Source organism: Flavobacterium sp. ASV13, from assembly GCF_000745775.1.
Taxonomy (GTDB): domain Bacteria; phylum Bacteroidota; class Bacteroidia; order Flavobacteriales; family Flavobacteriaceae; genus Flavobacterium.
The window spans coordinates 314,413-341,149 of record NZ_JQJY01000004.1; the positions used below are offsets into that span (position 1 = coordinate 314,413).

The following is a 26,737-nucleotide window of genomic DNA, read 5'->3' on the forward strand; positions in this document are numbered from 1 at the left end:
TAGAATGATGCTTCACCTATTCGTTATCGTTTAGGTGGCAAATCCATTTATAACCCACTAATTTCAAGCCTATACCCTTTCCCACGCACAACAACAATTTTTAGATTTGGATCAAATTCAAGTTTTTTTCTAAGTTTTGATATAAACATATCCAGACTACGTCCCACGATAACACCTTCATCTTCCCATATTTCTTTTTGAATTCGGCTTTTCTCTATAATTTCGTTGGGAGACAATGCAAAAATGAGTAATAAACGGGTTTCCGTTCCGGTCAGGTCAATTGCTTTTCCGTTTACAAAAAGTTTCTTATTCATAGTATCAAACAACGCCGAGCCCAAAGTGATACTATCTTTATGTTCATTATAAGATAAAGCCTTTTGTGGCTTAAAAGATCTCAAAAGAATAAATCCTAAAAATCCTAAAAAGGACAGGCCGCCCAGAAGATATCCATTCTTAACTATATTTATGCTTGTTGGTTCAAACTTAATATTAATCCTATAACAGGCTTTGGGCTGCTTTCTTCCTGTACAGGCTATAATATTATCTCTCTTGTTTTTAGATATAGCATACCCATAAGCTACGCTTGAATCGTTACAGTTCAAAACGTTAACTATATAATCATTTGCAAATGAGGATTTGTCTAAAATTCGACTAGTCGTAGCCATTAAGCTGTTTGGCTGAAAAGTAAAGTCATTCTCAAAACTAATCAGATATTCATTTTCTGCGATTTTTTTCACAGGCAGCACTCTTGATATACTATCGCCCGACTGTAGCAATATTTCATGTCCAATTTTGCGGAGCAAAATTTCTCTTCTGGCATAATCAAAGTCATCACTATCCTCAACGCTAAAAGCGGCACAGATTACACAGATAAAGGAGAGAAATAATAATCCCAACACGTATTTGCGTTTTCCTGAAAGTAGATTTCTGCTATTAAACATAGTATCAAGTTTTTATTTACAAAGTTTACATTTTTATTTACAATTTTAAGCTCACAATCCGTAAAATAATAAAGTAATTTGCTTCATAAACTTTAAAAAGAGATAAAATTAGAGTATTAATTAAAACATCAAAAACATGAAAAAAATCATTTATTTGCTGATCTTATTATTGGTTGTAGTAAGCGGAGTGCTATTTGCTAATCACAAAATTAAAAATGAAACCATTAAAAATACAATCTCAAAACCTCTCTCTGTTGCAGAAAGGAAAGCTGCATTAAAAAAATGGGAAGCTACACCTGATGGTATAATGTACAAAAAATGGGAATCCTCTGATGCGGGTCAGAAAGTACATAACAGTGCTTTTAAAATAAGCAAATCCATTAAGAATTATACCAATATGGAAGCAGTTGTAACCTCTCTTTCTCTTCCAGCTGGCGCAAAATTAGGTTTTGGTATGATGGTGAGGATTAATAGTGACGATTATATTCTTGCTTTTGGACCAGAAAAGTCTGGTGAGAATATGTTTAATTTTAACAATGGTTTTGAGCAATTGCATACACTAAAAGTTAACGACAAAATAATTATAAGGAGTCATCACATATCGCAAGCTCCAAAATATTCATACCCAATAATAATGGGTGACTATGTAGAACGAGATAGTAAAACGATTTATATGCGTGAACCTAACAAAGACGGCTGTTAAGTAAATAAATCATGAAATACATTTACATGCCATAAAACACTATATTTACTTGTAATTAACTCTAATACAAGCAAATCATGTCAAAAGGTCAAGATGCTAAAAAAACAGCAAAAAAAGAACCGTTAAAAACGGCTAAAGAAAAGAAAGAAGAAAAAAGAGAAAAGAAAAATTCTCCTAAAAGGGATTAATTAGTTTTCAGTCGCAGTTTTCAATCTCAAAGGAAACTGAAAACTGTGACTAAAAACTGAGAACTTTATTTAACTGGAATATTCGAAAGAATTTCCAATACAAATTTCCAATATTTCTGAGCAGATGAAATACTTGCTCTTTCGTCTGGAGAATGTGCTCCGTGAATAGTTGGACCAAAAGAAATCATATCCATATCTGGATAATTTGTTCCTAAAATTCCGCACTCTAAACCAGCGTGACAAGCTACAACCTTTGGTTGTTCTCCATTTTGTTTTTCGTAAATATCTTTTAAAACTTCTAAGATTTCAGAATTTACATTTGGCGTCCATCCTGGGTAAGAACCAGTAAGTTCTACTTCGCAACCTACTAATTCAAAAGCTGAACGCAAAGAATTAGCCAAATCAAATTTTGAAGATTCAACAGACGAACGTGTCAAACATCCGATTAATACTTCTCCATCTTTAATAACAACACGAGCAATATTATTCGAAGTTTCAACCAAATCAGCCATATCTGCACTCATTCTGTAAACGCCGTTGTGTGCAGCATAAATGGCTCTGATAATTCCTTCCTGAACTCCTAAATCCATCACTTTTTCAGGTAAATCACCTTTTACGATTTCAATCGATAAGTTTGGTTCAGTTGTTTTGTATTCTGCTTTGATATCAGCAATAATTTCCTGCATATCGTACACATAAGCTTCATCAAACATTTGAGAAATAATTACTTTAGCAACACTTTCTCTCGGAATCGCATTTCTTAAACTTCCTCCGTTAACTTCGACGATCTGCAAACCGAAGTTTTCAAAAGCATCAAACAATAAACGGTTCATGATTTTATTAGCATTTCCTAAACCTTTGTGAATATCCATTCCTGAATGTCCTCCGTTTAAGCCTTTTACTGTAATCGTATATCCAACAGAACCTTCCGGAACTTCTTCTTCATGATACGTTCTTGTTGCTGTAACATCAATTCCACCAGCACATCCAATATCAATTTCATCATCTTCTTCTGTATCCAGATTCAATAAAATCTGACCTTGAAGAATTCCTCCTTTTAGGTTTAAAGCACCAGTCATTCCAGTTTCTTCATCAATTGTAAACAAAGCTTCAATTGCCGGATGCGGAATATCTTTACTTTCCAGGATTGCCATAATTGTCGCTACTCCTAGCCCATTGTCAGCTCCAAGTGTTGTACCGCGAGCGCGAACCCAGTCACCATCAACATACATGTCGATTCCTTGAGTATCAAAATCAAAAACAGTATCTGCATTTTTTTGGTGCACCATATCAAGGTGTCCCTGCATTACGATTGGTTTGCGATTTTCCATTCCTGGAGTTGCAGGTTTTCTGATGATTACATTTCTGATTTCATCTTCAAAAGTTTCTAAACCTAAACTGTTTCCAAAGTTTTTCATAAACTCGATAACACGTTCTTCTTTTTTTGACGGACGCGGAACAGCATTTAAATCTGCGAATTTGTTCCAAAGTGTTTTTGGCTCCAGATTTCTAATTTCCTGACTCATTATATTTTGTTTGAAGTTTAACAATTAAGAGTCCCAAAGTTACAAAGTTTAAATGCTTTTTTCGCCACAAATTGCACGAATTAGCACAAATTATAATGGCTCTAAAATTAAACAAATCAGCAATTAGCGAAAATTTGTGGAATTCGTGGCCAACTTTTTTTAATTGTATTTATATTTACGTATCCAAAAAATATACTGTGAAATCAAAATATATTCTACCTCTATTTCTTTTAGTTCAGATTATCTTTTTAAAAATTCTGCAATACTTCCCAGATTATGTTGAAGGTTTTTATAGCAACAATTTATTTGTTCGGATTTCACATTTTTTAAGAAGCGCTTTAGGCAAAATTCCATTTTCTGTTGGAGATTGTATTTATGCTTTATTAATTCTTTCGATTATTAGTTGGTTTTGGAGAATTAGAAAAACTTGGAAAACTAATTGGAAAGATCATCTATTGAAAATCTTAGGCAAAATTTCTGTTTTTTATTTCCTCTTCCATCTGCTTTGGGCTTTCAATTATTATCGTGAACCGCTTTTCGAGAAAATGGAAATCAAAAGAGAATATTCTGATGCTGAACTTTTAGCTTTTACAAAAAGATTGATTGCAAAAACGAATGAAATTCAGTTTCAAATTACAAAAAATGATAGTTCAAAAGTAGTTTTTCCATATTCTCAAAAAGAATCATTTCAGATGATTTTAAATGGTTATGATAATTTAGCTAAGGAACATCCTTATTTTAAATATGAAACATTGAGCGTCAAAAAATCTTTATTCAGCGTCCCTCTAACATACATGGGATTTGGCGGTTATTTGAATCCCTTTACAAATGAGGCTCAGGTAAATGATTTGCTTCCAATGTATAATTTCCCAATAACAACTTCACACGAAATGGCGCATCAAATTGGTTTTGCCAGTGAAAATGAATGTAATTTCATCGGCGTTTTGGCTTCGGTTAAAAACGATAATCTGTATTATCAATATTCAGGATATAGCTTCGCTTTGCGTTATTGTCTTGGAATCTGGCAATTTAAAAACGAGAAAATTTTTAACGAATTGAAGAAAACAGTTCATGTCGGAATCTTAAAAAACTATCAGGAAAGCCAGGATTTCTGGAAAAAATACGACACCTTTATCGATAAAGGTTTTCATTTTTTATGGGATAATTTCTTAAAAACCAATAATCAAAAAGACGGAATGGAAAGTTACAGCAAGTTTATTGACTTGATGATAAATTATTATAAAACGAGAAAATTTTGATCCAACTGTAACAAAAATGATTTCATAACTACTAATACTTATATGAGCGAAAATCTAGAACAGTCATTTGTTGCGCAATTGCAGGCAAATCAGAATATAATCCACAAAATTTGTAGATTATATACTGCTGGCGAAGATGCTCATAAAGACTTGTTTCAGGAAATTACTATTCAGCTCTGGAAAGCTTATCCAAAATTTAGAGGCGACAGTAAATTTTCGACCTGGACTTATCGTGTTGCTTTAAATACTGCAATTACCTTATACCGAAAAACCAAACGAACCATATCGACTATTGAATATGAAAGTCATCAGCATTTTGTAAAAGATGTTGATTACAATTATGAAGAGGAAGAACAGATTAAATTGATGTACAAAGCGGTTTACCAGCTCAACGACATCGAAAAAGCATTAGTTTTTATGTATTTAGAAGACAAAGATTATCAAGAAATAGCTGAAACTCTAGGGATCAGCGAAGTGAATGCGCGCGTGAAAATGAACCGAATTAAAGGGAAACTTAAAAAGATACTAAATCCTTAAAAATTATTATGAAAGAACTGGATTTATTAAAAAAAGACTGGAAAAAGAACTCGGATTCTTTTGAACAAATTTCTGAAAAAGAAATCTACAAAATGATTCATAAAAAATCATCTTCAATTGTGAAGTGGATTTTAATTATAAGCATTTTGGAAGTCCTATTTTGGACAATATTGAACTATTTTTCAAATATTGATGATATACTTCAAAAAATCAACCATCCGGAAATTATTGTTCTTATGGAAATTTTGATGTACTTTAATTACGCCGTAATTCTGGTTTTTATTTACTTTTTCTACAAAAATTATAAAACCATATCAACTATAGTTTCTACCAAACTGTTAATGAATAGCATTTTAAAAACAAGAAAAACAGTTCAGTATTATGTTTGGTACAATCTGGGAATGATTGTAGTTTCTTCAATTTTAAGTTTCTTTATTGGCTATGTTTACAATCCTGACATGGCGATTATTCGTGAAAAACTGGCGTTAAACGGCAAAGCAATGCTGGTTTCAATTGTTGCATTGTTTTTACTTACGCTATTATTCTTCGGGCTTTTCTGGTGTATTTACAGATTGCTATACGGAACTCTGCTACGCAGATTGTATGCGAATTATAAAGAGTTGAAGAAAATTGATTTTTAAGGGAGATACTAAGGTTCTGAGATACTAAGGTTCTAAGTTTTGAAAACTTGAAACTTGAAACTTGAAACTTGAAACTTGAAACTTGAAACTTGAAACTTGAAACTTGAAACCTGAAACCTGAAACAAAACTAACTTCTTAGTATTCCCACTGTCTTAATCTATTAAGTTCTTCTTGTGCTTTGATTTCTTCGGCTGGAATAACTTTTAAGAATGATGGATGTTGTTCGATTGCGTATTCTACTTTTTCTACAATTTCCTCAATTGTATCATTCTCATAATCAATATCAAGAGGTTCTTTGATGATGAAAGACTGTAGAATTCCTTTTTTCTTCATTCGAAGACCTTTTTTATCAAATGATCGACGGAAACCATCAATAACAATAGGAATTACAATTGGTTTATGTTGTTTGATAATATGTGCAGTTCCTTTACGAACAGGCTTAAAAGACTTTGTAGTTCCTTGCGGAAAAGTAATTACCCAGCCGTCTTCAAGTGCAATTCTGATATTTTCAGTATCGTTTGGATTCACATCTCTCTTCTCAGTAACATCTACACCTTTTGAGCGCCAGGTTCTTTCAACCGTAATTGCTCCAACATAAGCAAGAATTCTTGGTAACAAACCTGCTTGCATTGTTTCTTTTGCAGCGACATAATAAATATTCATTTTTGGCTGCCATAAATAACCAATGTTCTTAATAGTATCTTGACGTCCGCTTAAACTTGCGTTAAAGACATGAAACATTGCCACAACATCAGCAAAATAAGTTTGATGATTGGAAATAAACAGCACATTTGTATCAGGCAATGTTTTAATAATTTCAGATCCTTCAATCTGCAATTCATTAAATCCTCTGTATCTGCGGTGCGTCATGGCTCCCAAGACACGGATTAACCATTTCTTGATGAATAAAATATGTCCAAAAGGATTTCGTTTAAACAATCCCATAGCTGTTTAATGTATTTTTTTTGTTAGTTCGCAAACATACAAAAATTATTCTTTTAGCAATACTATAAAGCAATTTCGGAAATAAATCGTTATAATAATGAATATCAAATCGTTAATTTTTCATTTTTACGAATTTTCGCCTAAAACACTTTTCAGAACGTCTCTCAGCTCACTTAATATCATCGCTGTCGCGCCCCAAACAACGTGATTTTGAATACTAAAAGCCGGAACCAACGCATTTATTGCATAAGAAGTTGATAATGTGGCTTCGATAATAATTTCATCATTTAGAAAAACGGACAAAGGCAATTCAATAATATCCGCAACTTCCCGAATATCCGGATAAAATGAAAGCTCTTCTTTAGCAATTCCCATATAAGGATGCACTAAAAAATTACTTGGCGGAATATACATTGGGGTAAAATGTTTTACAACTTCTATTTTTTCAGGAAGAACACCAATTTCTTCATTGGTTTCTCTGAGAGCGGTATCTTTAAAATCAAAATCTGAAATTTCATATTTGCCACCCGGGAATGCAATTTGTGAAGAGTGTACTCCATTGTAAGCATTTCGAACAATTAAAACTAAATGCGTTTCTCCGTTTTTAGGATAAAACAACATCATAACAGCAGCAATTCTTGGATTTTTAGCGCTTACATCCAGATTTTTAAGCTCTTGTATACGTTCTTTGGGCGCCATTTTTATGTGCGATGTCGTCGCTGGCAGTTCAACAGGAATTAAATTAGGAACATATTGCAAAAAATCTTGAAAATCCATATTCAAAGTTTATTTTTGTACTTTCAAATAAAATATAAATATACTCTAGAAAATGCGGTTCTACAAATTTTCTAAGACAAAGCCATAAATAATGTACAGTAGAGAAGAATCACAACGAATAAAAAGAGAATTTTGGGTAGCTTTTGCAGAAAAGTATCCGAGAAAATGGGTTCTTTATGATACAAAAATCAAAGACTTCTCTTTTAAGTTTTTTGTAGATAATAAAAAAGCACAAGTTTTAATTGACATCGAACACCGAAGTGACGAAAAACGAACTGCCTATTTTGAAAAGATTGAAGCGCTAAAAAATATTCTGGAAGAAGAATTTATTAAAGATTTGGTTTTCGAAAAAAACTACACGCTAGAAAGCGGCAAAACCATCAGCCGAATCTGGGTCGAGAAATTAGGAGTTGGTTTCAGCAATCGAAATAACTGGGATGCCATTTTCGATTTTTTCAATGAAAACATGCACGCTTTGGAAATGTTTTATTTGGAATATGATGAATTTATTAAGGATATAGAAAACTAAGGTTCTAAGATGCTAAGTTTTGAATTTATATAGCAAACCCGACAGATTTTAAAAACCTGTCGGGTTTGCTATATAATTTAAGTTCAAAAAAACTTACTCCCTCAGTATCTTAGAACCTTAGCGCCTTAAAATCTAATTACACACTAAAAATATTATAAACAATAATATGATCGTCGTAATTGATATAAAGTTGTTTACGGAAATCTTGTTTTTTTCGTGTAATAATTGAAAGTTTACATTCTTTTCCGTCATTGTCTTTACACATGAAAGAATATACAATATCAGTGTCATTTTCCTCTCTTTCGATATAATCCAAAATATTGAAAAGCTGAATCTCTTGAGAATAAACTACAATTCGGTGTTTATTAGTATCTAAAACAACACTCAAGTTCACCAAATCCAGGTTAGACCATTCGCCCCACTTTCCTTTTTGATTTTTCTCTAAAACACTAAAACCAGATGTCTTAAAATTATACGACTGACTTTGAGCTTCTTGCAGTCCAAAACCAAAAAACAATAGCAATATTGAGATGCGAATAAAATTCATGAAATATTTCTTACAGGTAATTAAAATTCAAATTTAGACTTTTCTTTGGATGCAGCATCAAATTCGGCTATCATTTGCTGCATAATTTGCTCAACAGGCAAGATTTCATGAATAAGTCCTGCAATTTGTCCAATTTCAAGCTCGCCTTCTTCAAGATCTCCTTCAAACATTCCTTTTTTGGCTCTGGCTCTTCCCAAAAGCTGAACTAATTCTTCTTTAGATGGACATTTCTCATATAAGGCCTGAACGTCATGATAAAATTTATTTTTTACCAATCGCACAGGAGCTAATTCTTTCAAAGTTAAATGAGTATCACCTTCTTTGATATTAACTATCGTTTCTTTAAAATTATTGTGAGCAGAAGATTCAAATGATGCTGCAAAACGGCTCCCTACCTGAACACCATCGGCACCAAGAATCATCGCTGCTAACATTCCTCTTCCAGTTGCAATTCCACCCGCTGCGATAAGCGGAATTTGGATTTTTTCCCTCACCATTGGAATCAATGTTAGTGTTGTTGTTTCATCACGTCCGTTATGTCCGCCTGCTTCAAAACCTTCAGCTACAACAGCATCAACTCCAGCATCTTGAGCTTTTAAGGCAAAAGGACTGCTGCTCACCACATGAACAACCGTAATCCCTTTTTCTTTTAAAAATGAAGTCCATGTTTTAGGATTCCCAGCCGAAGTAAAAACAATTTTCACGCCTTCTTCCACAACTATATTCATGATTTCTTCAATGTTAGGATATAACATCGGGATATTGACTCCAAAAGGTTTATCAGTTGCCTTTTTGCATTTCTGAATATGTTCTCTTAAAACTTCCGGATACATTGATCCAGCGCCAATAAGCCCTAAACCTCCGGAATTACTTACTGCAGAAGCTAATTTGTAACCGCTGTTCCAAATCATTCCACCTTGTATTATTGGATATTTTATATTAAAAAGCTGCGTAATTTTATTCATGCAATATGCTGTTATTGTTTGATTATCTTTCCTGTTTTATGTAAACCATCGGCATCAAAAGTATAAAAATAAAGACCGCTGTTTAATGTTTCTACAGAAAGAAATGGATTCTGATTTGTAATTTGTTTTTCAATTACTTTTTGACCTAAAACCGAAAAAATTGCAACTGAAGCACTGTAATTTTCCTCAGGAAAAGAAAACGAAATTATTGTTTTTGCTGGATTCGGGAATACTGAAAAAGTCGAATTTATGACAAAATCATTAATCCCCAAATTAGCACCAAAATTTGGAATTCCGTAGCCGTAATTAAAATTTGGAGCTGTATAACGATCTGATGATTCTAAAATCATTTGTCTAATTTCTTTGTTTGTTTTTGTTGGAAACGCCTGCCAAAGACATGCAACCATTCCTGCCATAACCGGACATGAAAAAGAGGTTCCGTTTGCAGTGCCAATATTTCCAGAAGCATCCGAAACTGTTGTTGCACTTCCCTGCGCCATAATATCTGGTTTTATCCGATTGTCAAAACTTGGTCCAATAGAACTGAAATCAGATTTTACTTTTGTTGAAGTGACTGAACCTACGGCAAGTACAGAAACTGCATCGGCGGGAGCACCAATATGCGGTTCTGGAGTTCTTCCCTCATTTCCTGCTGAAGCCAATACAATTATTCCTTTGCTGAAGGCGAGTTCTGCTCCTCTTGAAATAAAAGTTGTACTGCCATTCATATCACTATATGTATGACTTTCGCCAGCTTTATCGAATTCAAAATACCCCAAAGAAGTTGTAATAATATCAACTCCAAGACTGTCTGCTCTTTCTGCAGCTTCAACCCAAAGTGATTCTTCAATCGGGTTTTCTGATGCATCATTTTCAGTTATAAATAAATAGTACGAAGCATCTGGTGCTGTACCAACTAAAGAATTCTCTTTATAGCCACCCATTGTCGAAAGCACTAAAGTTCCGTGATCATCGCCGGTATAAAAATTGGTATTTCTATTAACGAAATCATATCCACCTAGAATTCTGTTGTTTGTTTGAAGATTTTGAAAAGGCTGAGCTGTATTCACACCCGGAAAACCAGCATCTAAAACTGCAATGATTTTTCCTGATCCGGTGTAATTTTGCTTATGCAGAGCCTGTCCATTAAGCATTTGAATTTGATTTGCAGAATTTCCATACGCATAATCAATAGTCGTTTTAAGCTTATTTTTTGTTTGAACGACATTATTTTCGTTAACCTTTTTTCCCGTATTCAGCGTTTTATTTGTAAAAACTATTTTATCAACAAATGATAATGATTTTAATGCCGAAACATTAGTTTGAGTTCCTCGAATATGAAGCGCATTCAGCCATTTTGATTTAGCCAAAACCGTAATTCCTGCACTCGATTTTATTTGGGATATATAACTTTTTTCAACAGGAACATCTGTAATATCTAATGCAATATTCTGAGCTGCTCTTCGGGTTAAAGAACGCTGCGTCAGCATATCAGAAGGTTTATCTAAAAAGAATTGCGAACTCGGTTTATCTTTAAAATAAACCCATGCATCTTCTTGCGAAAACATCGCGGAAGTAAAAAGCAATAAAAAAAATGCAAAACAGTATTTCATAGCTTACTTTTTAAAAAGGGTAAATCCCTGTAAAAAAGTATAAAGCTAAGAAATTACTCCCGAACCAACTAATTCATTATCTAAATACCATGCAACAAATTGGCCTTCAGTAATGGCAGATTGAGGTTCATCAAAACGAACATACATTCCGTCTTCAAATTGATACAAAATAGCTTTTTGCAAAGGCTGACGATAACGGATTCTTGCCATTACTTCTTTTGTTTCACCTGGTTTTAAAGTCATGTCTTCTCTAACCCAGTGAATTTCAGAATTTCCAACAAATAAAGCTTTTTTGAACAAACCAGGATGATTACTAGATAAACCAGTGTAAATCGTGTTTGTATCAACATCAGTAGCAATTACAAATAAGGGATCTGTAGTTCCTCCAACATTTAACCCTTTTCTTTGTCCTACAGTAAAATAATGTGCACCTTGATGTTTTCCAACTACCTTGCCCATTGTTGGCAAATAATTCAGTTTTCTAGATTCGGTTTTTAATTGTTCTTCTAAAGATAATCCTGAAGTATCTTCCACTTCATAAATCGGATCATTTTTATCAATCTGAACAATTTTGCCTTCTTTTGGCTGCAATTTCTGTTGCAAAAATTCAGGCAAACGAACTTTTCCTATAAAGCATAATCCTTGTGAATCTTTCTTTTCAGCGGTTACCAATTCCATTTCAGCAGCAATTTCTCGTACTTCTGGTTTGGTTAAAGCACCAATTGGGAACAATGCTTTTGATAATTGTTCTTGCGATAACTGACATAAAAAATACGATTGATCTTTATTAATGTCATTTCCGGCAATTAATTGATAAACAGGTTTTCCATCAACTTCAATTTCATTTTTTTGACAATAATGTCCAGTTGCCACATAATCAGCACCTAAACTTAAGGCTATTTTCATGAAAACATCAAATTTGATTTCGCGGTTACAAAGCACGTCAGGATTTGGAGTTCTTCCTTTTTCGTATTCGTTGAACATATAATCAACGATTTTTTCTTTGTATTCCTCGCTCAAATCGACAGTCTGAAACGGTATTCCAAGTTTTTCTGCTACTAATAAAGCATCATTACTATCTTCTAACCAAGGGCATTCGTTAGAAATAGTAACCGAATCATCATGCCAGTTTTTCATAAAAAGGCCAATAACTTCGTATCCTTGTTGCTGCAATAAATAAGCGGCAACACTAGAATCTACTCCACCAGAAAGTCCAACAACTACACGTTTCATTCTAAATCGTTTATATTTTTACAAGGGTGCAAAGATAAGCCAAATAATAGAAAATTATAGTCGTTTTGATTAGTTTATATAATCCCGCAGTAGACAAAACCTATCGTTTTTTTTATTTACTTTTAATAACCAATAAAAATGTCATGCAAAAAATTGTTTACAGCTTAATTTTTCTCTTTTTGGCAGCATCTTTGAGTGCGCAGCGATTCCGTTCTTCATTACCTGATTATGAATCTTATAAGGCTTTTAAAGGAAGGCCTTTGTCTGATAAATTCTCCAATATTGAGTCTGTTAAAATTGTTTACGATTTGAGGCAGAAAAAAATGTACTACTTTAACAGCCAACTTATTTCACATCATTATCAATTTGCAACTGAGTATCTGGGTTATGACAAAGATATCGATGTATTTAATAATGAAAATTACAGCGATAGTGAAAAAGAGAGAGACTATTTGCTTGGGAATTTAAATCACATTAAAGGAACAGAAAAATGGATCTTTGAGCTTGCAGCTTCAGATCATATGAAAGTGTCTCAAATCGAATGGTTTTATAATCAGGTAAAAAACAGCTCTTTTATTGGCGACAATCTTAAATTTTATCTGAATGATCCTGAGAAAATAGCATTATTCCAAGAAGGAAAATTTAAAATTCCTTGTGTAAAATCAGATTATATTTTTAATGAAATTACCTACCAGCAAGTTGCCGGTGGCTCTGCAATTGGCATCCTCAAACAATACAAAATAAAGGATTTAGAGAAAACAAAACCCAATCCAGATGAAATTATTATCCTTGACGGAACTCCAAACATATTACCAGAAGCGAAAGGCATAATTGTAAACGAACTTCAAACTCCGCTGAGTCATTTAGTGCTTTTGGGTAAAAACCGAAAAATCCCGATAATGGCTTATAAAAACATTGATAAAGACAATAATATCAAAAGACTACTTTCTAAAAAAGTCGAATTCAAAACCGAAATTGATACTTTTTATTTGAAAGAAACAACAAAAAAAATCACTCAAAAAAATGCTTCAAAAAAGAAAATACTAACTCTAGACAATTCTGTAACTGAAATAATTGACCTCTCTTCTGTTCCCAAAAAAGGAGTAAATTATATTGGTTCCAAAGCACAAAACATGGCATATTTAATTGCTATTTCAAAAGATACGCCTTTTAAAACTCCTGAAAATGCTCATGCCATTCCTTTTTATTATTATACAAAACATATTCAGAAACCTTCTATTTCTGTTTTAATAACTGAGTTGCTGAACTATCCAAAAAAGGATTCAATAGCTTGGAGAAATAAAAAACTGAAAGAAATTCGGGAAGCTATCAAAACAGAAAAAATTGATCCGGAACTGATTGCAAAGCTAAATGAGACTTTTAGAAATGCTTCTTTTAAAAACTTCAGATTCAGATCATCAACAAATGCCGAAGATTTAGATGATTTTAATGGCGCCGGATTATATGATTCTAAAACGGGAATTTTAGGCGACAGTATAAAAAGTTTCGAAAAAGCAATCAAACAAGTTTGGGCGAGTGTATGGAACGAAGCATCTTATAATGAAAGAGAACTTTTTGGAATCGATCAGCACCAAATTGCGATGGGAGTTTTAGTCCATCGTTCTTTTCCTGAAGAAATTGCCAATGGAGTCGTAATTACAAAAAATATATTTAGAAGGAACTTTCCAGGATTTACGGTCAATGTTCAAAAGGGCGAAAATTCAGTAGTAAAACCCGAAAAAGGAGAAATTTGTGAACAATTTACTGCTTACCATATCAACGAAGGAAACGATGATGAAGATTTTGAAATTGATTACACCTCTAATTCAAATTTAAACAATAACGAGCCATTACTTACACGGAAAGAAATGAACCGTCTATATACTGTCAGCAAAACAATCGAATCTAAAATGTACCGATATTGGCGCAAAAACCAATTTCATCCTGTAGATATTGAGTTTAAAATTGTGGGCGAAAACAGGGATTTATACATCAAACAAGTTAGGCCTTTTAATGAATAATCAATAAAAAACTTGTAGATCAATTTCATTAGAAACGCCGTTTACGAGAACTATTTTGAATTCAAAATCGGTTATATTGATTTTTTCTTCGACAACTTTTCGAATTTTTTTATTATCTAAAGAAAAACCGTTTTCCAGCGGAATTTTCAAATCGATTGTGTTCAAATATTTTGAAGCTTTTTTGTTGACAATAATTGATGCAGCAACATAAAATCCAATAATAATGATTTGAAAAAATAGCAAAATTTCTATTTTTTCAAAAGGATACATGATATCTAAAATAGAAAGCGTAATTGTTGCAAAAAGAAAGATGATTGCATTTACGGTAAAAGATTGTGTTCTGAATCGTAAAATCGAAAAAATGGCAAACAAACCAAACCCAATCCCAACTCCAATTTCAATTTTGGTAAACAAATAACAAAGTGAAAAGGTACAAAGTCCCACAATTACCATCAATGGATTTATGGTTTCATTGTCTTTTCTGTTGGAGAAAAAATACAAAACCAAAATTGAAAAAAACAACAAAAAAAATCTGCCTATTAGTTCGTTTAAATCCATTTTTTTTTAAAGTGTTAGTCAACCAAATTTAAAAAAAGTTTGCCACGAATTCATGAATTAATTTTAGAATAAAAAATTCGCGAATTTGTGGCAAAAAAAATCTTTTATAAAGTAGATATATTATTCCATTTTAGGCTTAGAGTCAGCTTGATAATTGCTTTTTGGGTCGCTCATATTTACTTCTTTCGTTAATTTTCCTTTTAAGTAAAATTGCCATCTTCCGACTTTTTTTCCATTCAGAAATTTTCCTTTAGAAGCCATTACACCATCTGAATCATAAAAAATTGCATCGCCGTTATATAAATTATCTTTAAAAATTGATTGCTCTAAAAGAATCGTATTTTGCCCATATTTTTTATAAATACCTTCTTTTAAACCATTCTTGTATGTCATTTCTTCAGCAATTTTCGCATCAGGATAATATACAGAACGTGTTCCTTCTAGCTTTCCGTTTTTATAATTTTCAAGTGTCATCACAACCTTTGATGCTTTGTGGTAATATTTCCATTCGCCTTCACGCGATTTTCCAATTTCTTTTCCCTCGCTTACTTTATTCTTATTTTGATCGAAAAAAATAGTGTAAGAACTTCCATCATTTGCAGTAAAATCACGGGTCGCAATTACGTCACCTTTTTTAGTGTCATCAAAAAACTTGAAAATTCCGGTTTCTTTTCCGTGATCAAAAGTTCCTTCATAACGAGGACGTTTAGAGATTTCGTAAGTTCCTTTCCAAACCCCATCCTTTTTTCCGTTAGAATCAACCTTATTAAAATCCTGAGAAAAAGCTACACTACTTATTAAAAATAATATCCAAAATTTTTTCATAATTCGTTTTTCTTTATAACAACAAATATTCAGTTTTAGTATTGCAAAAGTATAACCAATTTTACTTTTATCCTGATTTTTAAAGTCTCAAAATTTATTTTAAATATTGTTTACTTTTTCTTTGGTTAATTAAAAACACAAAAACTACACAACAGCACAAAATACAGTCAATCTACTAACAATCAACATTTTAAACCTTTAAACAAAAGAGTTAAATCTTTATTAAATTTAATATTTGTTTAATATTTTATTAAAAATGTTAAACAAAATTTATAATTTAGCCAGACAAACGAAAAAAAACAATATCATGAAAACAATTAAAATTAAATTAATTGCTTTTTTAGCGTTAATTACTTTCGTCACTGTTTCCTGCAACAATGATGACGATTCTAGTCAGACTCCCCAAACAATTGTATCAATTGCGCAAGCAAATCCAAATTTAAGCTCATTAACTGCCGCCTTACAAAAAGCAGATTTAGCCACAACATTAAAATCTTCTGGTTCCTTCACTGTTTTTGCCCCAACAAATGCGGCCTTTAGTGCTTTTTTAACTGCAAACGGTTATTCAGATCTCAATGCCGTACCTGTTCCTATACTTAAGGAAATATTATTAAATCACGTTTTAAGTACTAAAGTAAAATCAACCGAAATTGCAACAGGTTATGTTAAAACATTAGCCAAAGGAGGTACTTCAACCACAAACAACATAAGCATGTATCTCGAAAAAAATTCTGGTGTTGATATTAATGGAGGAAAAGCAAATGGCGGAGCAACGGTGACTATTGCTGATATCCCCGCTTCTAATGGTATTATCCATGTTGTAGATGGCGTAATTGGTCTGCCAACTATTGTAAATCATGCAATTGCCAATAAAAATTTCACCACTCTTGTAGCGGCTTTAACTTACAATCCATCGTCAGGATTTGCCGGAATTTTATCAGGAACTGCTAGTTCGCCTTTCACTGTTTTTGCTCCAACTAATACTGCTTTTTCGAGTTTTTTAACTGAAACTGGATATTCTGGACTTGCTGCCATTCCTGCTAATGTTTTAGAAACAACCCTAAAATATCATGTGGTTGCCGGCGCAAATGTATTATCAAGTTCTTTGACAAACGGACAAGTCGTAAGCACTTTTGCTGGTCAGAATTTTACGATTGGATTAACCGGCGGAGCAAAAATTACTGATGCAAACAATAGAGTCAGTAATATTATAGCTACTGATGTACAATGTTCAAATGGAGTTATTCATGTAATTGATAAAGTCCTATTGCCTAAATTTTAACCACAAAAAAACCGTCTCGTTAAAAAACGAGACGGTTTTTTCTATATAATAAATAAAATTATTTCTTTTTATTCTGAGCTTTTGCTGCTTCTTGCTGCTCCATAACTTCTTGAAGACGTTGCTGGAATTTGCTTGGCTTTTTAGGCTCTTTTTGTTTATTTTCCTGAATTTGAGCGTGAATTTTATTACTGTCCACGATATAATTCTTAATCACAAACATAATTCCAATCGTAATTAAGTTTGAAATAAAGTTATACAAACTCAATCCAGCACCATAATTATTGAAGAAAAGCAACATCATTAATGGCGAAACATAAATCATGATCTTCATCATCTTAGCCATATCCGGCATTCCTTCTTGCTGAGGCGCAGCCATCTGTTGATCTCCAGAAGTCATTTTCATGTAGAAGAAAATTGCAACTGCAGCTAAGATTGGGAATAAACTGATGTGATCTCCATAAACTGGAATTGTAAATGGTAATTTTACAACAGCATCAAATGATGATAAATCGTCTGCCCAAAGGAAACCTTTTTGTCTCAACTCAAAAGCTGCCGGGAAAAACTGGAACGATGCATACATAAAAGGAAGCTGAATCAAAGCCGGAATACATCCTGCCATTGGGTTTACTCCTGCTTTGTTGTACAGTTTCATTGTTTCCTGTTGCTTTTTCATTGGGTCTTTTTTGTATTTTTCTCCCAACTCTGTAATATCAGGTCTTAAAACTTTCATTTTAGCCTGAGACAAGAATGATTTATAGGTAATTGGAGACATCGCCAATTTGATGATAATTGTAAAGATGATAATCGCAATACCCAATGACAATCCGATTGTTGAACTTAAGAATCCAAACAAAGGAATAAAGATCCATTTGTTGATCCATCCAAAAATTCCCCATCCTAACGGAATAATTTTTTCGAAATTTTTGTCGTAAGCTTTTAATGTTTTATAATCTGCCGGACCAAAATATAAGCTCATTTTATAATCTACTTCTCCATTTGAGAATGCTAAAGGCAAATTAGCTCTGAATTGTTTTGTAAAAACAGTATCAATTTTTTCGTCTTTAACTAAGTTATCTGATTGTAGTTTTGATGTTTCAAAAGGCTTTTCAGTTGCTAGAATTGTAGTGAAAAAATGTTGTTTAAAAGCAACAAAACTAACTTTTTCAGGAGTTTCCTCTTTTCCTTGTCCTGTAGAATTTACATTACTGTATTTTGATTCTTCGTATTTGTAATCAATCTGAGAAAAACGGTTCTCATATGAAATACTTTTTTCGTTTCTGTATGTTCTTAAATCCCATTGTAAATCCAATGGTTTAGAAGAATTTAAAACTTTATTCAATCCTTGAGAACGAACGTCAAAACCAACTAAATAATCATTTGGTTTTAAAACATATTTGTACTCTAAAAATTCATTAGCACCTGCTTTCAAACGCATTGACAAAACCTGATCTTGACCAACTTTTTCTAATGTTGGCTCAAAATACAAATCTTTAGAATTTAAAGTTCTATTGTCAGCAGTCTGTAACTGAATATTTAAGTTTGAATTGTTATCTTTAATTAATTCAACTAATTGTTTTGAACCTTTTTTAAACTTTTCGAATTCTTTTAAAGTTGCTTCAACAATATAACCACCCTTATTAGCAATTTTTAATTTAATCTTTTCGTTTTCGATTGTTGTAAAAGATTCTTTTGCAGAAGGAAGCGTTGCAGAATAAGCAAAACCACCTAAATTTTTTTGCAATTGCGCTAATTGAACAGTATCACCAGGTGTTGCAGCTGTTACTGGTGCAACAACAGTTTTAGCTTTATCAGCTTTTGCCTGAGCTTCTTGTTTAGCAACTAATTCTTTCTTGGCTTTTTCAGCAGCAATTTCCTTCTCAGAAGGTTGATTTTGGTACATAATCCAAATCAAAATTCCAAATATCAATACAAAACCAATGATTGAATTAAGGTCTAATTTTTTTTCTTCCATTATTAATTAAAAAAGTTATTCGTTTGAGGCTATTAGTATTCGTTTAATTTAAAAGTTACAGTCTCTTAGAATATAATTATTATTTTTTATGCGCATTTACAGCAGCTGCCACAAAGTTTACAAAAATAGGATGCGGATTTGCAACTGTACTTTTATATTCCGGATGGTATTGTACACCGATGAAGAATGGGTGATTTTCAAGCTCTACGATTTCTACTAAACCTGTATCAGGATTAACTCCAGAAGCTTTTAAACCAGCTTTTTGCAATTCATCAGCATATTTATTGTTGTACTCATAACGGTGACGGTGACGCTCAGAAATTGTTTTTTGACCGTAAATTTTGTGTGCCAAAGTGTTTGGTTTAATATCACACTTCCAAGCACCAAGACGCATTGTTCCACCTTTATCAGTAATTGTTTTTTGTTCTTCCATTAAATTCACAACCGGATGAGGCGTTTTATCGTTCATCTCTGTAGAATTCGCTTCTGCATAACCTAAAATATTTCTAGAATATTCGATAACAGACATTTGCATTCCTAAACAAATTCCAAAAAACGGAATATTGTTTTCACGAACATAACGAACTGCTTCAATTTTTCCTTCAATACCTCTTTCTCCAAAACCTGGAGCAACTAAAACTCCGTCAAGAGTTCCTAATTTTTCTTCTACATTATCAGCATTGATATGCTCTGAATGGATAGAAATTACATTTACTTTAGTTTCATTTGCTGCACCTGCGTGAATAAATGCTTCTAAAATTGATTTGTAACAATCCTGCATTTCTACATATTTTCCAACTAAACCAATGTTAACGGTATGTTTTGGACTTTTTAATCTACGCAAGAAAGTATTCCAGTTTTTAAGATCCGGAGATGCTTTTTTAGGCAAATCTAATTTCTTTAAAGCTACAACATCTAACCCTTCTTCAAGCATTAAATTTGGAACTTCATATATAGTAGAAGCATCAATTGACTGAATAACCGCTTCTTTTTTAACATTACAAAACAAAGCTAGTTTTTGACGTAATTCCTGAGATAATTCATGCTCAGTTCTACAAACCAAAATATCAGCTTTGATACCACTTTCCATTAATGTTTTAACAGAGTGCTGTGTTGGTTTCGTTTTCAACTCACCCGCCGCAGCTAAATAAGGAACCAATGTCAAATGGATAACAATTCCATTATTTTCACCTAATTCCCAAACTAATTGACGAACAGATTCTATATAAGGTAACGATTCAATATCACCAACAGTTCCGCCAATTTCAGTAATTACAATATCATAATCGCCAGATTTACCCAGCAATTGCATTCTGTCTTTGATTTCGTTTGTGATGTGAGGAACAACCTGAACTGTTTTTCCTAAAAATTCCCCTCTTCTTTCTTTTTCAATAACCGAAAGATAAACTCTCCCTGTTGTAACGTTATTAGCCTGAGAAGTAGGAACGTTCAAAAAACGCTCATAGTGTCCTAAGTCTAAGTCAGTTTCAGCTCCATCATCTGTCACGTAACACTCTCCGTGCTCATATGGGTTTAGTGTCCCCGGATCAACGTTAATATACGGGTCAAATTTCTGAATAGTTGTGCGATATCCTCTTCCTTGTAACAATTTTGCCAAAGATGCCGCAATAATACCTTTTCCTAATGAAGAGGTCACACCTCCTGTAACAAAAATATATTTTGTTTGATTCATTCTGTTGTTGTTTGTAAGTAGTTGTGTAAAAAACTTGGCAAAAGTACAAATTTAATTAGACAATTTATCAAATAGAGAATGAGATAATTTTGTAAATTTTTAAACAAATCGATTAGTTGTTTCTGTAATCGATAATTTTAAGTTTTAATTGGGAATATTTTTGAAGAATGTCTTTGTATTGGTTTTAATATTGTTTTTTTTTTTAACATCTAATACAATAAATTTAAAACAATTATTTTAGTTTATATTTTAAATTATCAAAGAAGCGTTCAATTAGTCTTCGATCCTCAGTAATGATTTCTGCACTTCCTTTTGCTTCAGCATGAAAATTTAATTCAACACCATAATTGGTTTTCAATCCAAAGGGTAAACTAACATCTACGAGATAAGAATTAACTTTATTTTGGTTATCAGACAAAGCCTGTTGATTTGTTGCAAGTGAAATTCTTCTTACTTTTCCTTTTATTGAACCATATTCATTGTACGGATAATTATTAAGTTTAATAATAACACTTTGCCCTATTTTTACTTTTCCCGATCCGTTTTCTGGCAAATTAACTTGCCCAATTAGTTGGTTATTATCTGGTACAATTTTAAATAATTCTTGACCTGACTGAATATAATCATTGGTTTTAATAAAATTTAGAAAATCAATTTTACCTTCAATAGGAGAAACAAAAACATAAGTTCGTTCCCATTTTTTCACTGCATCAGCCAACTCATAGTAGCTGTTAAACAAATTAACTACAAGTTCTCTTTCCTTAACCGCTTTTTCAATTGCAATAACCTGAGCTTTATTCTGAGCTTCATTTATCTGATAAGCTGTATTATTAATTTCCTTGTCAATAGCATAATAGTCTAATTCACTGTTCGCTTTAGCAATAAGTGAATGCTCAATATCAGCTTTAGAAGTTACATCCTTTGCAAATAGTGTTGAGTCTTTTTTAAATAGACTTTGAGATATTTTATACTTTATTTTTTGATTTATAGCGTCATTTTTCAGTTGAGAAAATTTAGCTACTTGCAATTCTAATAACTTCTGATTTATTCGTTTTTGAAATTCATAAGGCTGTTGTACTGAATAATCCAAATATTGATATAACGAATTTAAAAAATTAAAATATTTGTTATTTATTTCACCTAGTGATAGATTTTCTGGAAATGAATGACGATTTTCTTTATAACTAAGCTGATGAATATTTGTTTTATAAAGCATTTTGTCTAAAAGCTTCACATCTTCCAAATTCGCTTCATTTTTTATATAAGCCAAATATTCATCTCTTTTAACTTTCGCTTCAGATTTATTGACCAATAAAATAATATTTCCCGAAGTTGAAGCTATAAGCTTAACCGGAGCCTGACGTGTATTTATAACAATCTGACCAGCTAATATCGATGGATATTTTATAAGATAGCCAAATAAAAGCAGAAGCAAAACCAAACCAATTACAACGCCACTAATTGTTAGTCCAAATTTAGTTGGCATTCTTTCAATTATTGAAGCCACTTCTTCTGTTCTATTTTCATTAAGTGTTTTGTGAAATCCTTTTTTAACCATTGATAGTATCTCCTATTTGCGTTTTAACTAATTGATAGTAATGCCCGTTCTCTCTGGTCATCAGCATATCGTGATTACCAATTTCAGTTATATAACCATTTTTTAAAACAATAATCTGATCTGCTTTGCGAATCGTACTTAATCTGTGCGCTACAACAATTACCGTTTTGTTTTTAAATATTTCTTCCAATGCGACTACTATTTTTTGCTCGTTGATAACATCTAAAGAATTTGTAGCTTCATCAAAAAACAAATAATCAGGATCTTTATACAAAGCCCTTGCAATTAAAACACGCTGTTTTTGTCCGCCACTCAAACCTCTTCCGCTTTCTCCCATCATGGTTTGATAACCTTTAGGCATCGCTTCAATTTCAGTTGCAATATTAGCAGCGGTTACCGCTTTTTTCAATCTTACAAAATCAATATTTTCATCATCTAAAACAATATTATTTTGGATTGTATCACTAAATATTTTACCATCCTGCATGACGGCTCCGCAGCTCTCTCGCCATTGTTTTAAATTAATATTCTGAATATTCAGATTTCCCATCGACAATTCGCCGTGAGTAGGATTGTATAATCTTAAAATAAGTTTTAATAAAGTTGTTTTACCACTTCCGCTGTCACCTACAATTGCAGTCACTTTTCCTTCAGGAATCATTAGAGAAATATTACTCAAAATATAATCGCCATTTCGGCTGTACTGAAAACTGACATTTCGTAAAAACAAACTTTTATCTTCCGGCAGTTTTATATTGTTGTTGATGTCGCTTTCTTCTTCATTTTCAAGCTCATGTATTTCATTCAATCTCAAAAAACTTATTTTAGCATATTGAGCGGATTGAATAAATGAAATAAACTGTATAATTGGACCATTCAGCATTCCTATTATAAACTGAGTAGAAATCATTACGCCAAAAGTGATATCGCCTTTTATTACAGCTTTGGCGCAATAAAATGTAATCACTAAATTGGTTAGCTGATTGATAAACTGCGCACCAAGATTTTGTGCATTTGTAATACGAAGTATTTTTTGATCAATTTTGAATAACTGAACTTGAAGTGCTTCCCATTTCCATCTTTTTTGTTTTTCGTAATTATTGATTTTGATATCCTGAATACTACCAATTGTTTCTACCCAATAACTTTGATTTTTTGTATGAACATCAAAATATTCCCAGTCCAGTTTTTTTCTAAATCGAAGGAAAAACAAAACCCACCCCATAAACAATACACTTCCAATTACATAAATCAAACATAAAATTGGACTGTAAATACAGAGAATAATTCCGAAAATGAAAAAAGTCAAAATTGAGAAAACAAAATTGAGCGAATTATTCATAATGAAATCACGAATACGCTCATGATCCTGTGCACGCTGTAAAATATCTCCAATGAGCTTATTCTCAAAAAAAGTAATTGGCAATCTCATTAATTTAATCAGATAATCAGAAATTAATGAAATATTAATCCTCGAAGTTAAATGAAGTAAAATCCAATCTCGAATCATATTGCTTAACAAAATACTTACTATAATTGTTATGTTAGCAATTAAAACCAGATCTATAAAATCTAAATCATTAGTCTGAATACCAACATCAATAACTGATTTTGAAATAAACGGCAAAAATGCCTGTAATACTGTTACGATCAGCATTACCACAAATAAGTTTATAAAACTCTTTTTGTATGGAGTAAAATAACCTAAGAAATTTTCAAGTGTTTTGCGTCTTTCTAATTTATCATTTATCGATCGTTGTTTAAAATCTGCCATAGGCTCGATTGCTAAAACTGCTCCTGTTTTAGATTTTTTTAACCAGCCTTTCTGAAAATTATCAAATGAATATTTCAATAAACCTTTTGCAGGATCAGAAACAAAAACTTGTTTACTATTTATTTTATAAACTACAATAAAATGATTGTCCTGCCAATGTACAATACAAGGCAATGGAATTACCCTTAAAGTATCAAAGTCTATTTTAATACTTTTGGTACGCAAACTGATTTTTTCGCAGGCATCACTGAGATCTAAAAAACTAACACCTTCACGTGTAATGCCACATAAATCGCGTAAAAAAGGCAGGCTATAAAACCTGCCATAATATTTAGCAATTATTTTTATACAAGTAGGACCGCAATCTTTTGCATCGAGCTGATGCTCGTGGGGAAAATTGAACATTTAATTTTTTATTTTGAAGTTATAGGCAATGCCCATTTTTCCCATAATTCAACATTTACTCCTTTATTTTTAGCTGAAACATACTTCACCATGTCATTAAAAATAAATTTAACTTCATCCTTTATAGCTTGTACTTTTTTCTCATCCCCCTGAATACCAAATATTTTCAAATCTATTGAATCATTTGCAGTTATTTCAAACTTGACATATAGACGCCCTCTGTAATTGTCATACAACAATCGAGAGTTTTTAAATCTCCTAACTAAAATTTCAGTGAATTTTGGATTTATACCGTTTTTATCAAATAGTGGGTATTCTTTTTCCTTATAAATGAACTTAGGTTTTTCTTCAACATCATCGATTGACATTATTGTGCCGTTTCTAAAATTTGGGCAATGCTTTTTAATTAAGAGCAATGCTTCGCCATCATTTAATAAAAAAGCCTGATAAAAGTGCTCGCATGCATTTTCATTTTCTCCAAGTTCTAATTCAGATGCACCTAGATTATACCAGCCATTTTTATCATTCGGAATTATATTCGTCACTTTTGTGTAAATTTCCTTCGCTTGTGAAAAATTGCTTTCAGAAAACGCTTTTTCACCACTAATCATCAATTCATCAATCTCTTTAGTTTGCGAAATACAAAACTGAGTAAAAATCAAAAACAATAGTCGCAATTTCATTTTAAAATTAATCTGTAAATTATAGCGTTCCTTGATTTCTTACATTCTTTCTTTGAAATCATTTTTCTATTTGTATATAGTGGGTACTGGTTCAAAATTCCATTTATTGACTTGTTCATAATAATAAGAGCTTTTATGATCTTTATCTATTTTTTCTTTTATTAAAAAACAGTGTTTTTGCTTTCCGGTTACTTTACCTTTTATCGACAAAACAATTACTTTATCATTTATGTAAATTATTTTTTGTTTATCATTATATATCGTTAGAAAACTATCTTTGCTTACAGACCACTCTACACCTTTACTTCCTTTATTAAATTCTTTTATTGCAAAACTATTATCTGTACTAGGATCTGATATAAAATAATTTTTATACTTATGATTATTAAATGTTACATAATCTCCTTCAAAAAAACCATCTGAATTATCATACCAAGCCCAATATTCATTTTCATTAGTAGTGAAATAATGTTCCAAAGAGTTATCTTTTTTACAACTCACTATAAGAATTAGTAAAATAAAAAATATTGTTTTTTTCATCATTTAGTTTTTTAATGGAGTATAAACTGTTGGTTCATATTTATCACTACCTTTCGTAACAAACAAATTTAATTCTTTAGGATTAAGACTAAGAAGTTCTGTATTGCCTATTTGGTATCCATTTTTTAAATTATTGAACTCATTTATTTTATTAATAATGGTATTGCGACCATATTCATTATTAGGATCATTTCTATCCATATTCATTAAATAATTTGTTAATGATAAAACTTGTCCTAACTTAAATTCAGCTGTAGTATTAGTAAAAGTAGGATCCGAAAATTGTCTCAAATAAAGATTAACGTGAGTTTCAAAATTAGTTTTTTTATTAGTAGCAAAATCTATTTGATGAAATTGCTCATGCTTTAAAACGCTCATAAGATTATCAAAATTATTAAGCAATACAATAACACCTCCTAATAATAGTATATTTATTAGGATCGAGGTAATTACGATTTTTTTCATGTGCATTATTTTTTTAAAACATCCTCTCTTACAAACTCAAAATCTCCTGATCGTATTTTTATAATACCTAATTCCTTATTGAACCAATATTGTGTAAAGGGAAAATCATTGACTTCACTATGAATAATTGTTTTATCTCCTTGTTTTGTAGAATATTCTTCATTTTGAAAAGTATATACTGAACATTCACTCGTATTTACAAAATCTTTTTTTTCAAATTTTAATGAAAACCATCTATCAAATGAAAATATTTTGGGAGATACATTTTTTTCTGGAGAATAAAATATTTCCCATTGTTTCAAATTTTTAATATACCAATTCCCTTTTTTTATTTTAAAAAAAAACGAATGTGATCCAGGTAAAATACCGATCTCTTCTATAATATTATTTTCATGATATACCCTAGTATATTCAAAATCTCTTTGAATATACCCTCCATCCCAAGCTTGTTTTTTATTGATTTCAATAAATTTAAATGTTTGTTTCTCTTGAGCATTTATTCCTATGGTAAAAAGAAACAGTACACAAAGTAAGTTAAATCCGTATTTTTTCATTA

The 26,737-nt window shown here is 31.9% G+C and carries 25 protein-coding genes; 7 read left to right on the forward strand and 18 right to left on the reverse strand.

Going from position 1 to position 26,737, the window contains the following annotated elements; all coding sequences use genetic code 11:
* Positions 1 to 47: 47 nt before the first annotated feature.
* Positions 48 to 941 carry a winged helix-turn-helix domain-containing protein gene (locus GQ47_RS12065; RefSeq protein WP_035648819.1) on the reverse strand — a complete coding sequence of 298 codons (894 nt, stop codon included), beginning with the start codon at positions 939 to 941 and terminating at the stop codon, positions 48 to 50.
* A 136-nt stretch (positions 942 to 1,077) separates the two neighbouring features.
* On the opposite strand from GQ47_RS12065, the gene GQ47_RS12070 reads away from it, so the two are divergent.
* Positions 1,078 to 1,644, forward strand: coding sequence for a hypothetical protein (locus tag GQ47_RS12070; RefSeq protein WP_035648820.1), 567 nt, complete (start codon positions 1,078 to 1,080; stop codon positions 1,642 to 1,644).
* Positions 1,645 to 1,897: 253 nt separating this feature from the next.
* On the opposite strand, the gene GQ47_RS12075 is transcribed toward GQ47_RS12070, so the two are convergent.
* Positions 1,898 to 3,358 (reverse strand): aminoacyl-histidine dipeptidase, encoded by a 1,461-nt coding sequence (locus tag GQ47_RS12075; protein WP_035648821.1) that lies wholly within the window; start codon positions 3,356 to 3,358, stop codon positions 1,898 to 1,900.
* A gap of 197 nt (positions 3,359 to 3,555) precedes the next feature.
* On the opposite strand from GQ47_RS12075, the gene GQ47_RS12080 reads away from it, so the two are divergent.
* Genes GQ47_RS12080 through GQ47_RS12090 form a run of 3 tightly spaced genes read left to right on the forward strand, consistent with a single transcriptional unit; the run spans position 3,556 to position 5,795 of the window.
* The gene (locus GQ47_RS12080) at positions 3,556 to 4,617 is read left to right on the forward strand and encodes a DUF3810 domain-containing protein (protein WP_035649397.1); all 1,062 of its coding nucleotides are present in this window, start codon (positions 3,556 to 3,558) and stop codon (positions 4,615 to 4,617) included.
* Positions 4,618 to 4,659: 42 nt separating this feature from the next.
* The gene (locus GQ47_RS12085; RefSeq protein WP_035648824.1) at positions 4,660 to 5,154 is read left to right on the forward strand and encodes an RNA polymerase sigma factor; all 495 of its coding nucleotides are present in this window, start codon (positions 4,660 to 4,662) and stop codon (positions 5,152 to 5,154) included.
* Positions 5,155 to 5,162: 8 nt separating this feature from the next.
* The gene (locus tag GQ47_RS12090) at positions 5,163 to 5,795 is read left to right on the forward strand and encodes a hypothetical protein (RefSeq protein WP_035648826.1); all 633 of its coding nucleotides are present in this window, start codon (positions 5,163 to 5,165) and stop codon (positions 5,793 to 5,795) included.
* Positions 5,796 to 5,931: 136 nt separating this feature from the next.
* Here the strand turns inward: GQ47_RS12090 and GQ47_RS12095 are convergent, their stop codons facing one another.
* Both GQ47_RS12095 and GQ47_RS12100 read right to left on the reverse strand, forming a co-directional pair.
* Positions 5,932 to 6,741, reverse strand: a complete 810-nt coding sequence (locus tag GQ47_RS12095; protein WP_035648828.1) for a lysophospholipid acyltransferase family protein — start codon at positions 6,739 to 6,741, stop codon at positions 5,932 to 5,934.
* Positions 6,742 to 6,867: 126 nt separating this feature from the next.
* Complete coding sequence (locus tag GQ47_RS12100; protein WP_035648830.1) at positions 6,868 to 7,518, reverse strand: NUDIX hydrolase; 651 nt, start codon at positions 7,516 to 7,518, stop codon at positions 6,868 to 6,870.
* A 91-nt stretch (positions 7,519 to 7,609) separates the two neighbouring features.
* Between GQ47_RS12100 and GQ47_RS12105 the strand changes: the two genes are divergently transcribed.
* The gene (locus tag GQ47_RS12105) at positions 7,610 to 8,047 is read left to right on the forward strand and encodes a DUF4268 domain-containing protein (protein WP_035648832.1); all 438 of its coding nucleotides are present in this window, start codon (positions 7,610 to 7,612) and stop codon (positions 8,045 to 8,047) included.
* 136 nt (positions 8,048 to 8,183) lie between these two features.
* Here GQ47_RS12105 and GQ47_RS12110 read toward each other — a convergent pair whose 3' ends face one another.
* Genes GQ47_RS12110 through mnmA form a run of 4 tightly spaced genes read right to left on the reverse strand, consistent with a single transcriptional unit; the run spans position 8,184 to position 12,405 of the window.
* The gene (locus GQ47_RS12110) at positions 8,184 to 8,594 is read right to left on the reverse strand and encodes a hypothetical protein (RefSeq protein ID WP_035648834.1); all 411 of its coding nucleotides are present in this window, start codon (positions 8,592 to 8,594) and stop codon (positions 8,184 to 8,186) included.
* A 20-nt stretch (positions 8,595 to 8,614) separates the two neighbouring features.
* Positions 8,615 to 9,559: an NAD(P)H-dependent flavin oxidoreductase gene (locus GQ47_RS12115; RefSeq protein WP_035648838.1), complete on the reverse strand. Its 945-nt coding sequence runs from the start codon at positions 9,557 to 9,559 to the stop codon at positions 8,615 to 8,617.
* Positions 9,560 to 9,570: 11 nt separating this feature from the next.
* Complete coding sequence (locus tag GQ47_RS12120; RefSeq protein WP_035648841.1) at positions 9,571 to 11,172, reverse strand: S8 family serine peptidase; 1,602 nt, start codon at positions 11,170 to 11,172, stop codon at positions 9,571 to 9,573.
* A 45-nt stretch (positions 11,173 to 11,217) separates the two neighbouring features.
* Positions 11,218 to 12,405, reverse strand: a complete 1,188-nt coding sequence (mnmA, locus tag GQ47_RS12125; RefSeq protein WP_035648844.1) for a tRNA 2-thiouridine(34) synthase MnmA — start codon at positions 12,403 to 12,405, stop codon at positions 11,218 to 11,220.
* A 143-nt stretch (positions 12,406 to 12,548) separates the two neighbouring features.
* Between mnmA and GQ47_RS12130 the strand changes: the two genes are divergently transcribed.
* Entirely contained in the window at positions 12,549 to 14,426 is a 1,878-nt protein-coding gene (locus tag GQ47_RS12130) for a PEP/pyruvate-binding domain-containing protein (RefSeq protein ID WP_035648846.1), read from the forward strand.
* On the opposite strand, the gene GQ47_RS12135 is transcribed toward GQ47_RS12130, so the two are convergent.
* Together GQ47_RS12135 and GQ47_RS12140 are read right to left on the reverse strand one after the other, a co-directional pair.
* Entirely contained in the window at positions 14,427 to 14,984 is a 558-nt protein-coding gene (locus tag GQ47_RS12135) for a DUF4956 domain-containing protein (protein ID WP_035648848.1), read from the reverse strand. It lies immediately after the preceding gene.
* Between the two features lie 120 nt (positions 14,985 to 15,104).
* Entirely contained in the window at positions 15,105 to 15,809 is a 705-nt protein-coding gene (locus tag GQ47_RS12140; protein ID WP_035648850.1) for a toxin-antitoxin system YwqK family antitoxin, read from the reverse strand.
* A gap of 307 nt (positions 15,810 to 16,116) precedes the next feature.
* On the opposite strand from GQ47_RS12140, the gene GQ47_RS12145 reads away from it, so the two are divergent.
* Entirely contained in the window at positions 16,117 to 17,091 is a 975-nt protein-coding gene (locus GQ47_RS12145; protein WP_035649399.1) for a fasciclin domain-containing protein, read from the forward strand.
* 58 nt (positions 17,092 to 17,149) lie between these two features.
* On the opposite strand, the gene yidC is transcribed toward GQ47_RS12145, so the two are convergent.
* The 8 genes from yidC to GQ47_RS12185 form a co-directional block, all read right to left on the reverse strand.
* Positions 17,150 to 19,063, reverse strand: a complete 1,914-nt coding sequence (yidC, locus tag GQ47_RS12150) for a membrane protein insertase YidC (protein WP_035648851.1) — start codon at positions 19,061 to 19,063, stop codon at positions 17,150 to 17,152.
* Positions 19,064 to 19,142: 79 nt separating this feature from the next.
* The gene (locus tag GQ47_RS12155; RefSeq protein ID WP_035648853.1) at positions 19,143 to 20,756 is read right to left on the reverse strand and encodes a CTP synthase; all 1,614 of its coding nucleotides are present in this window, start codon (positions 20,754 to 20,756) and stop codon (positions 19,143 to 19,145) included.
* A gap of 232 nt (positions 20,757 to 20,988) precedes the next feature.
* A complete protein-coding gene (locus GQ47_RS12160; protein WP_051951508.1) occupies positions 20,989 to 22,314 on the reverse strand; it encodes an HlyD family efflux transporter periplasmic adaptor subunit in 1,326 nt (441 codons plus the stop codon).
* On the reverse strand, positions 22,307 to 24,493 hold the full coding sequence (locus GQ47_RS12165) for a peptidase domain-containing ABC transporter (RefSeq protein WP_035648854.1): 2,187 nt from the start codon (positions 24,491 to 24,493) through the stop codon (positions 22,307 to 22,309). The genes GQ47_RS12160 and GQ47_RS12165 overlap by 8 nt, the downstream gene beginning before the upstream one ends.
* Before the next feature lie 8 nt (positions 24,494 to 24,501).
* Complete coding sequence (locus GQ47_RS12170) at positions 24,502 to 25,161, reverse strand: tetratricopeptide repeat protein (RefSeq protein WP_152561026.1); 660 nt, start codon at positions 25,159 to 25,161, stop codon at positions 24,502 to 24,504.
* Between the two features lie 81 nt (positions 25,162 to 25,242).
* Positions 25,243 to 25,716, reverse strand: coding sequence for a hypothetical protein (locus tag GQ47_RS12175; protein WP_152561027.1), 474 nt, complete (start codon positions 25,714 to 25,716; stop codon positions 25,243 to 25,245).
* Positions 25,717 to 25,719: 3 nt separating this feature from the next.
* Complete coding sequence (locus tag GQ47_RS12180; protein WP_193745223.1) at positions 25,720 to 26,181, reverse strand: hypothetical protein; 462 nt, start codon at positions 26,179 to 26,181, stop codon at positions 25,720 to 25,722.
* Positions 26,182 to 26,186: 5 nt separating this feature from the next.
* Positions 26,187 to 26,735, reverse strand: coding sequence for a hypothetical protein (locus GQ47_RS12185; protein ID WP_035648862.1), 549 nt, complete (start codon positions 26,733 to 26,735; stop codon positions 26,187 to 26,189).
* Between the last annotated feature and the right edge of the window lie 2 nt (positions 26,736 to 26,737).

Coding starts and splice junctions, on each gene's coding strand:
- GQ47_RS12065 (WP_035648819.1), bottom strand. CDS start 941: ATGTTTAATAGCAGAAATCTACTTTCAGGAAAACGCAAATACGTGTTG.
- GQ47_RS12070 (WP_035648820.1), top strand. CDS start 1,078: ATGAAAAAAATCATTTATTTGCTGATCTTATTATTGGTTGTAGTAAGC.
- GQ47_RS12075 (WP_035648821.1), bottom strand. CDS start 3,358: ATGAGTCAGGAAATTAGAAATCTGGAGCCAAAAACACTTTGGAACAAA.
- GQ47_RS12085 (WP_035648824.1), top strand. CDS start 4,660: ATGAGCGAAAATCTAGAACAGTCATTTGTTGCGCAATTGCAGGCAAAT.
- GQ47_RS12090 (WP_035648826.1), top strand. CDS start 5,163: ATGAAAGAACTGGATTTATTAAAAAAAGACTGGAAAAAGAACTCGGAT.
- GQ47_RS12095 (WP_035648828.1), bottom strand. CDS start 6,741: ATGGGATTGTTTAAACGAAATCCTTTTGGACATATTTTATTCATCAAG.
- GQ47_RS12100 (WP_035648830.1), bottom strand. CDS start 7,518: ATGGATTTTCAAGATTTTTTGCAATATGTTCCTAATTTAATTCCTGTT.
- GQ47_RS12105 (WP_035648832.1), top strand. CDS start 7,610: ATGTACAGTAGAGAAGAATCACAACGAATAAAAAGAGAATTTTGGGTA.
- GQ47_RS12110 (WP_035648834.1), bottom strand. CDS start 8,594: ATGAATTTTATTCGCATCTCAATATTGCTATTGTTTTTTGGTTTTGGA.
- GQ47_RS12115 (WP_035648838.1), bottom strand. CDS start 9,559: ATGAATAAAATTACGCAGCTTTTTAATATAAAATATCCAATAATACAA.
- GQ47_RS12120 (WP_035648841.1), bottom strand. CDS start 11,172: ATGAAATACTGTTTTGCATTTTTTTTATTGCTTTTTACTTCCGCGATG.
- mnmA (WP_035648844.1), bottom strand. CDS start 12,405: ATGAAACGTGTAGTTGTTGGACTTTCTGGTGGAGTAGATTCTAGTGTT.
- GQ47_RS12130 (WP_035648846.1), top strand. CDS start 12,549: ATGCAAAAAATTGTTTACAGCTTAATTTTTCTCTTTTTGGCAGCATCT.
- GQ47_RS12135 (WP_035648848.1), bottom strand. CDS start 14,984: ATGGATTTAAACGAACTAATAGGCAGATTTTTTTTGTTGTTTTTTTCA.
- GQ47_RS12140 (WP_035648850.1), bottom strand. CDS start 15,809: ATGAAAAAATTTTGGATATTATTTTTAATAAGTAGTGTAGCTTTTTCT.
- GQ47_RS12145 (WP_035649399.1), top strand. CDS start 16,117: ATGAAAACAATTAAAATTAAATTAATTGCTTTTTTAGCGTTAATTACT.
- yidC (WP_035648851.1), bottom strand. CDS start 19,063: ATGGAAGAAAAAAAATTAGACCTTAATTCAATCATTGGTTTTGTATTG.
- GQ47_RS12155 (WP_035648853.1), bottom strand. CDS start 20,756: ATGAATCAAACAAAATATATTTTTGTTACAGGAGGTGTGACCTCTTCA.
- GQ47_RS12160 (WP_051951508.1), bottom strand. CDS start 22,314: ATGGTTAAAAAAGGATTTCACAAAACACTTAATGAAAATAGAACAGAA.
- GQ47_RS12165 (WP_035648854.1), bottom strand. CDS start 24,493: ATGTTCAATTTTCCCCACGAGCATCAGCTCGATGCAAAAGATTGCGGT.
- GQ47_RS12175 (WP_152561027.1), bottom strand. CDS start 25,716: ATGAAAAAAACAATATTTTTTATTTTACTAATTCTTATAGTGAGTTGT.
- GQ47_RS12180 (WP_193745223.1), bottom strand. CDS start 26,181: ATGAAAAAAATCGTAATTACCTCGATCCTAATAAATATACTATTATTA.
- GQ47_RS12185 (WP_035648862.1), bottom strand. CDS start 26,735: ATGAAAAAATACGGATTTAACTTACTTTGTGTACTGTTTCTTTTTACC.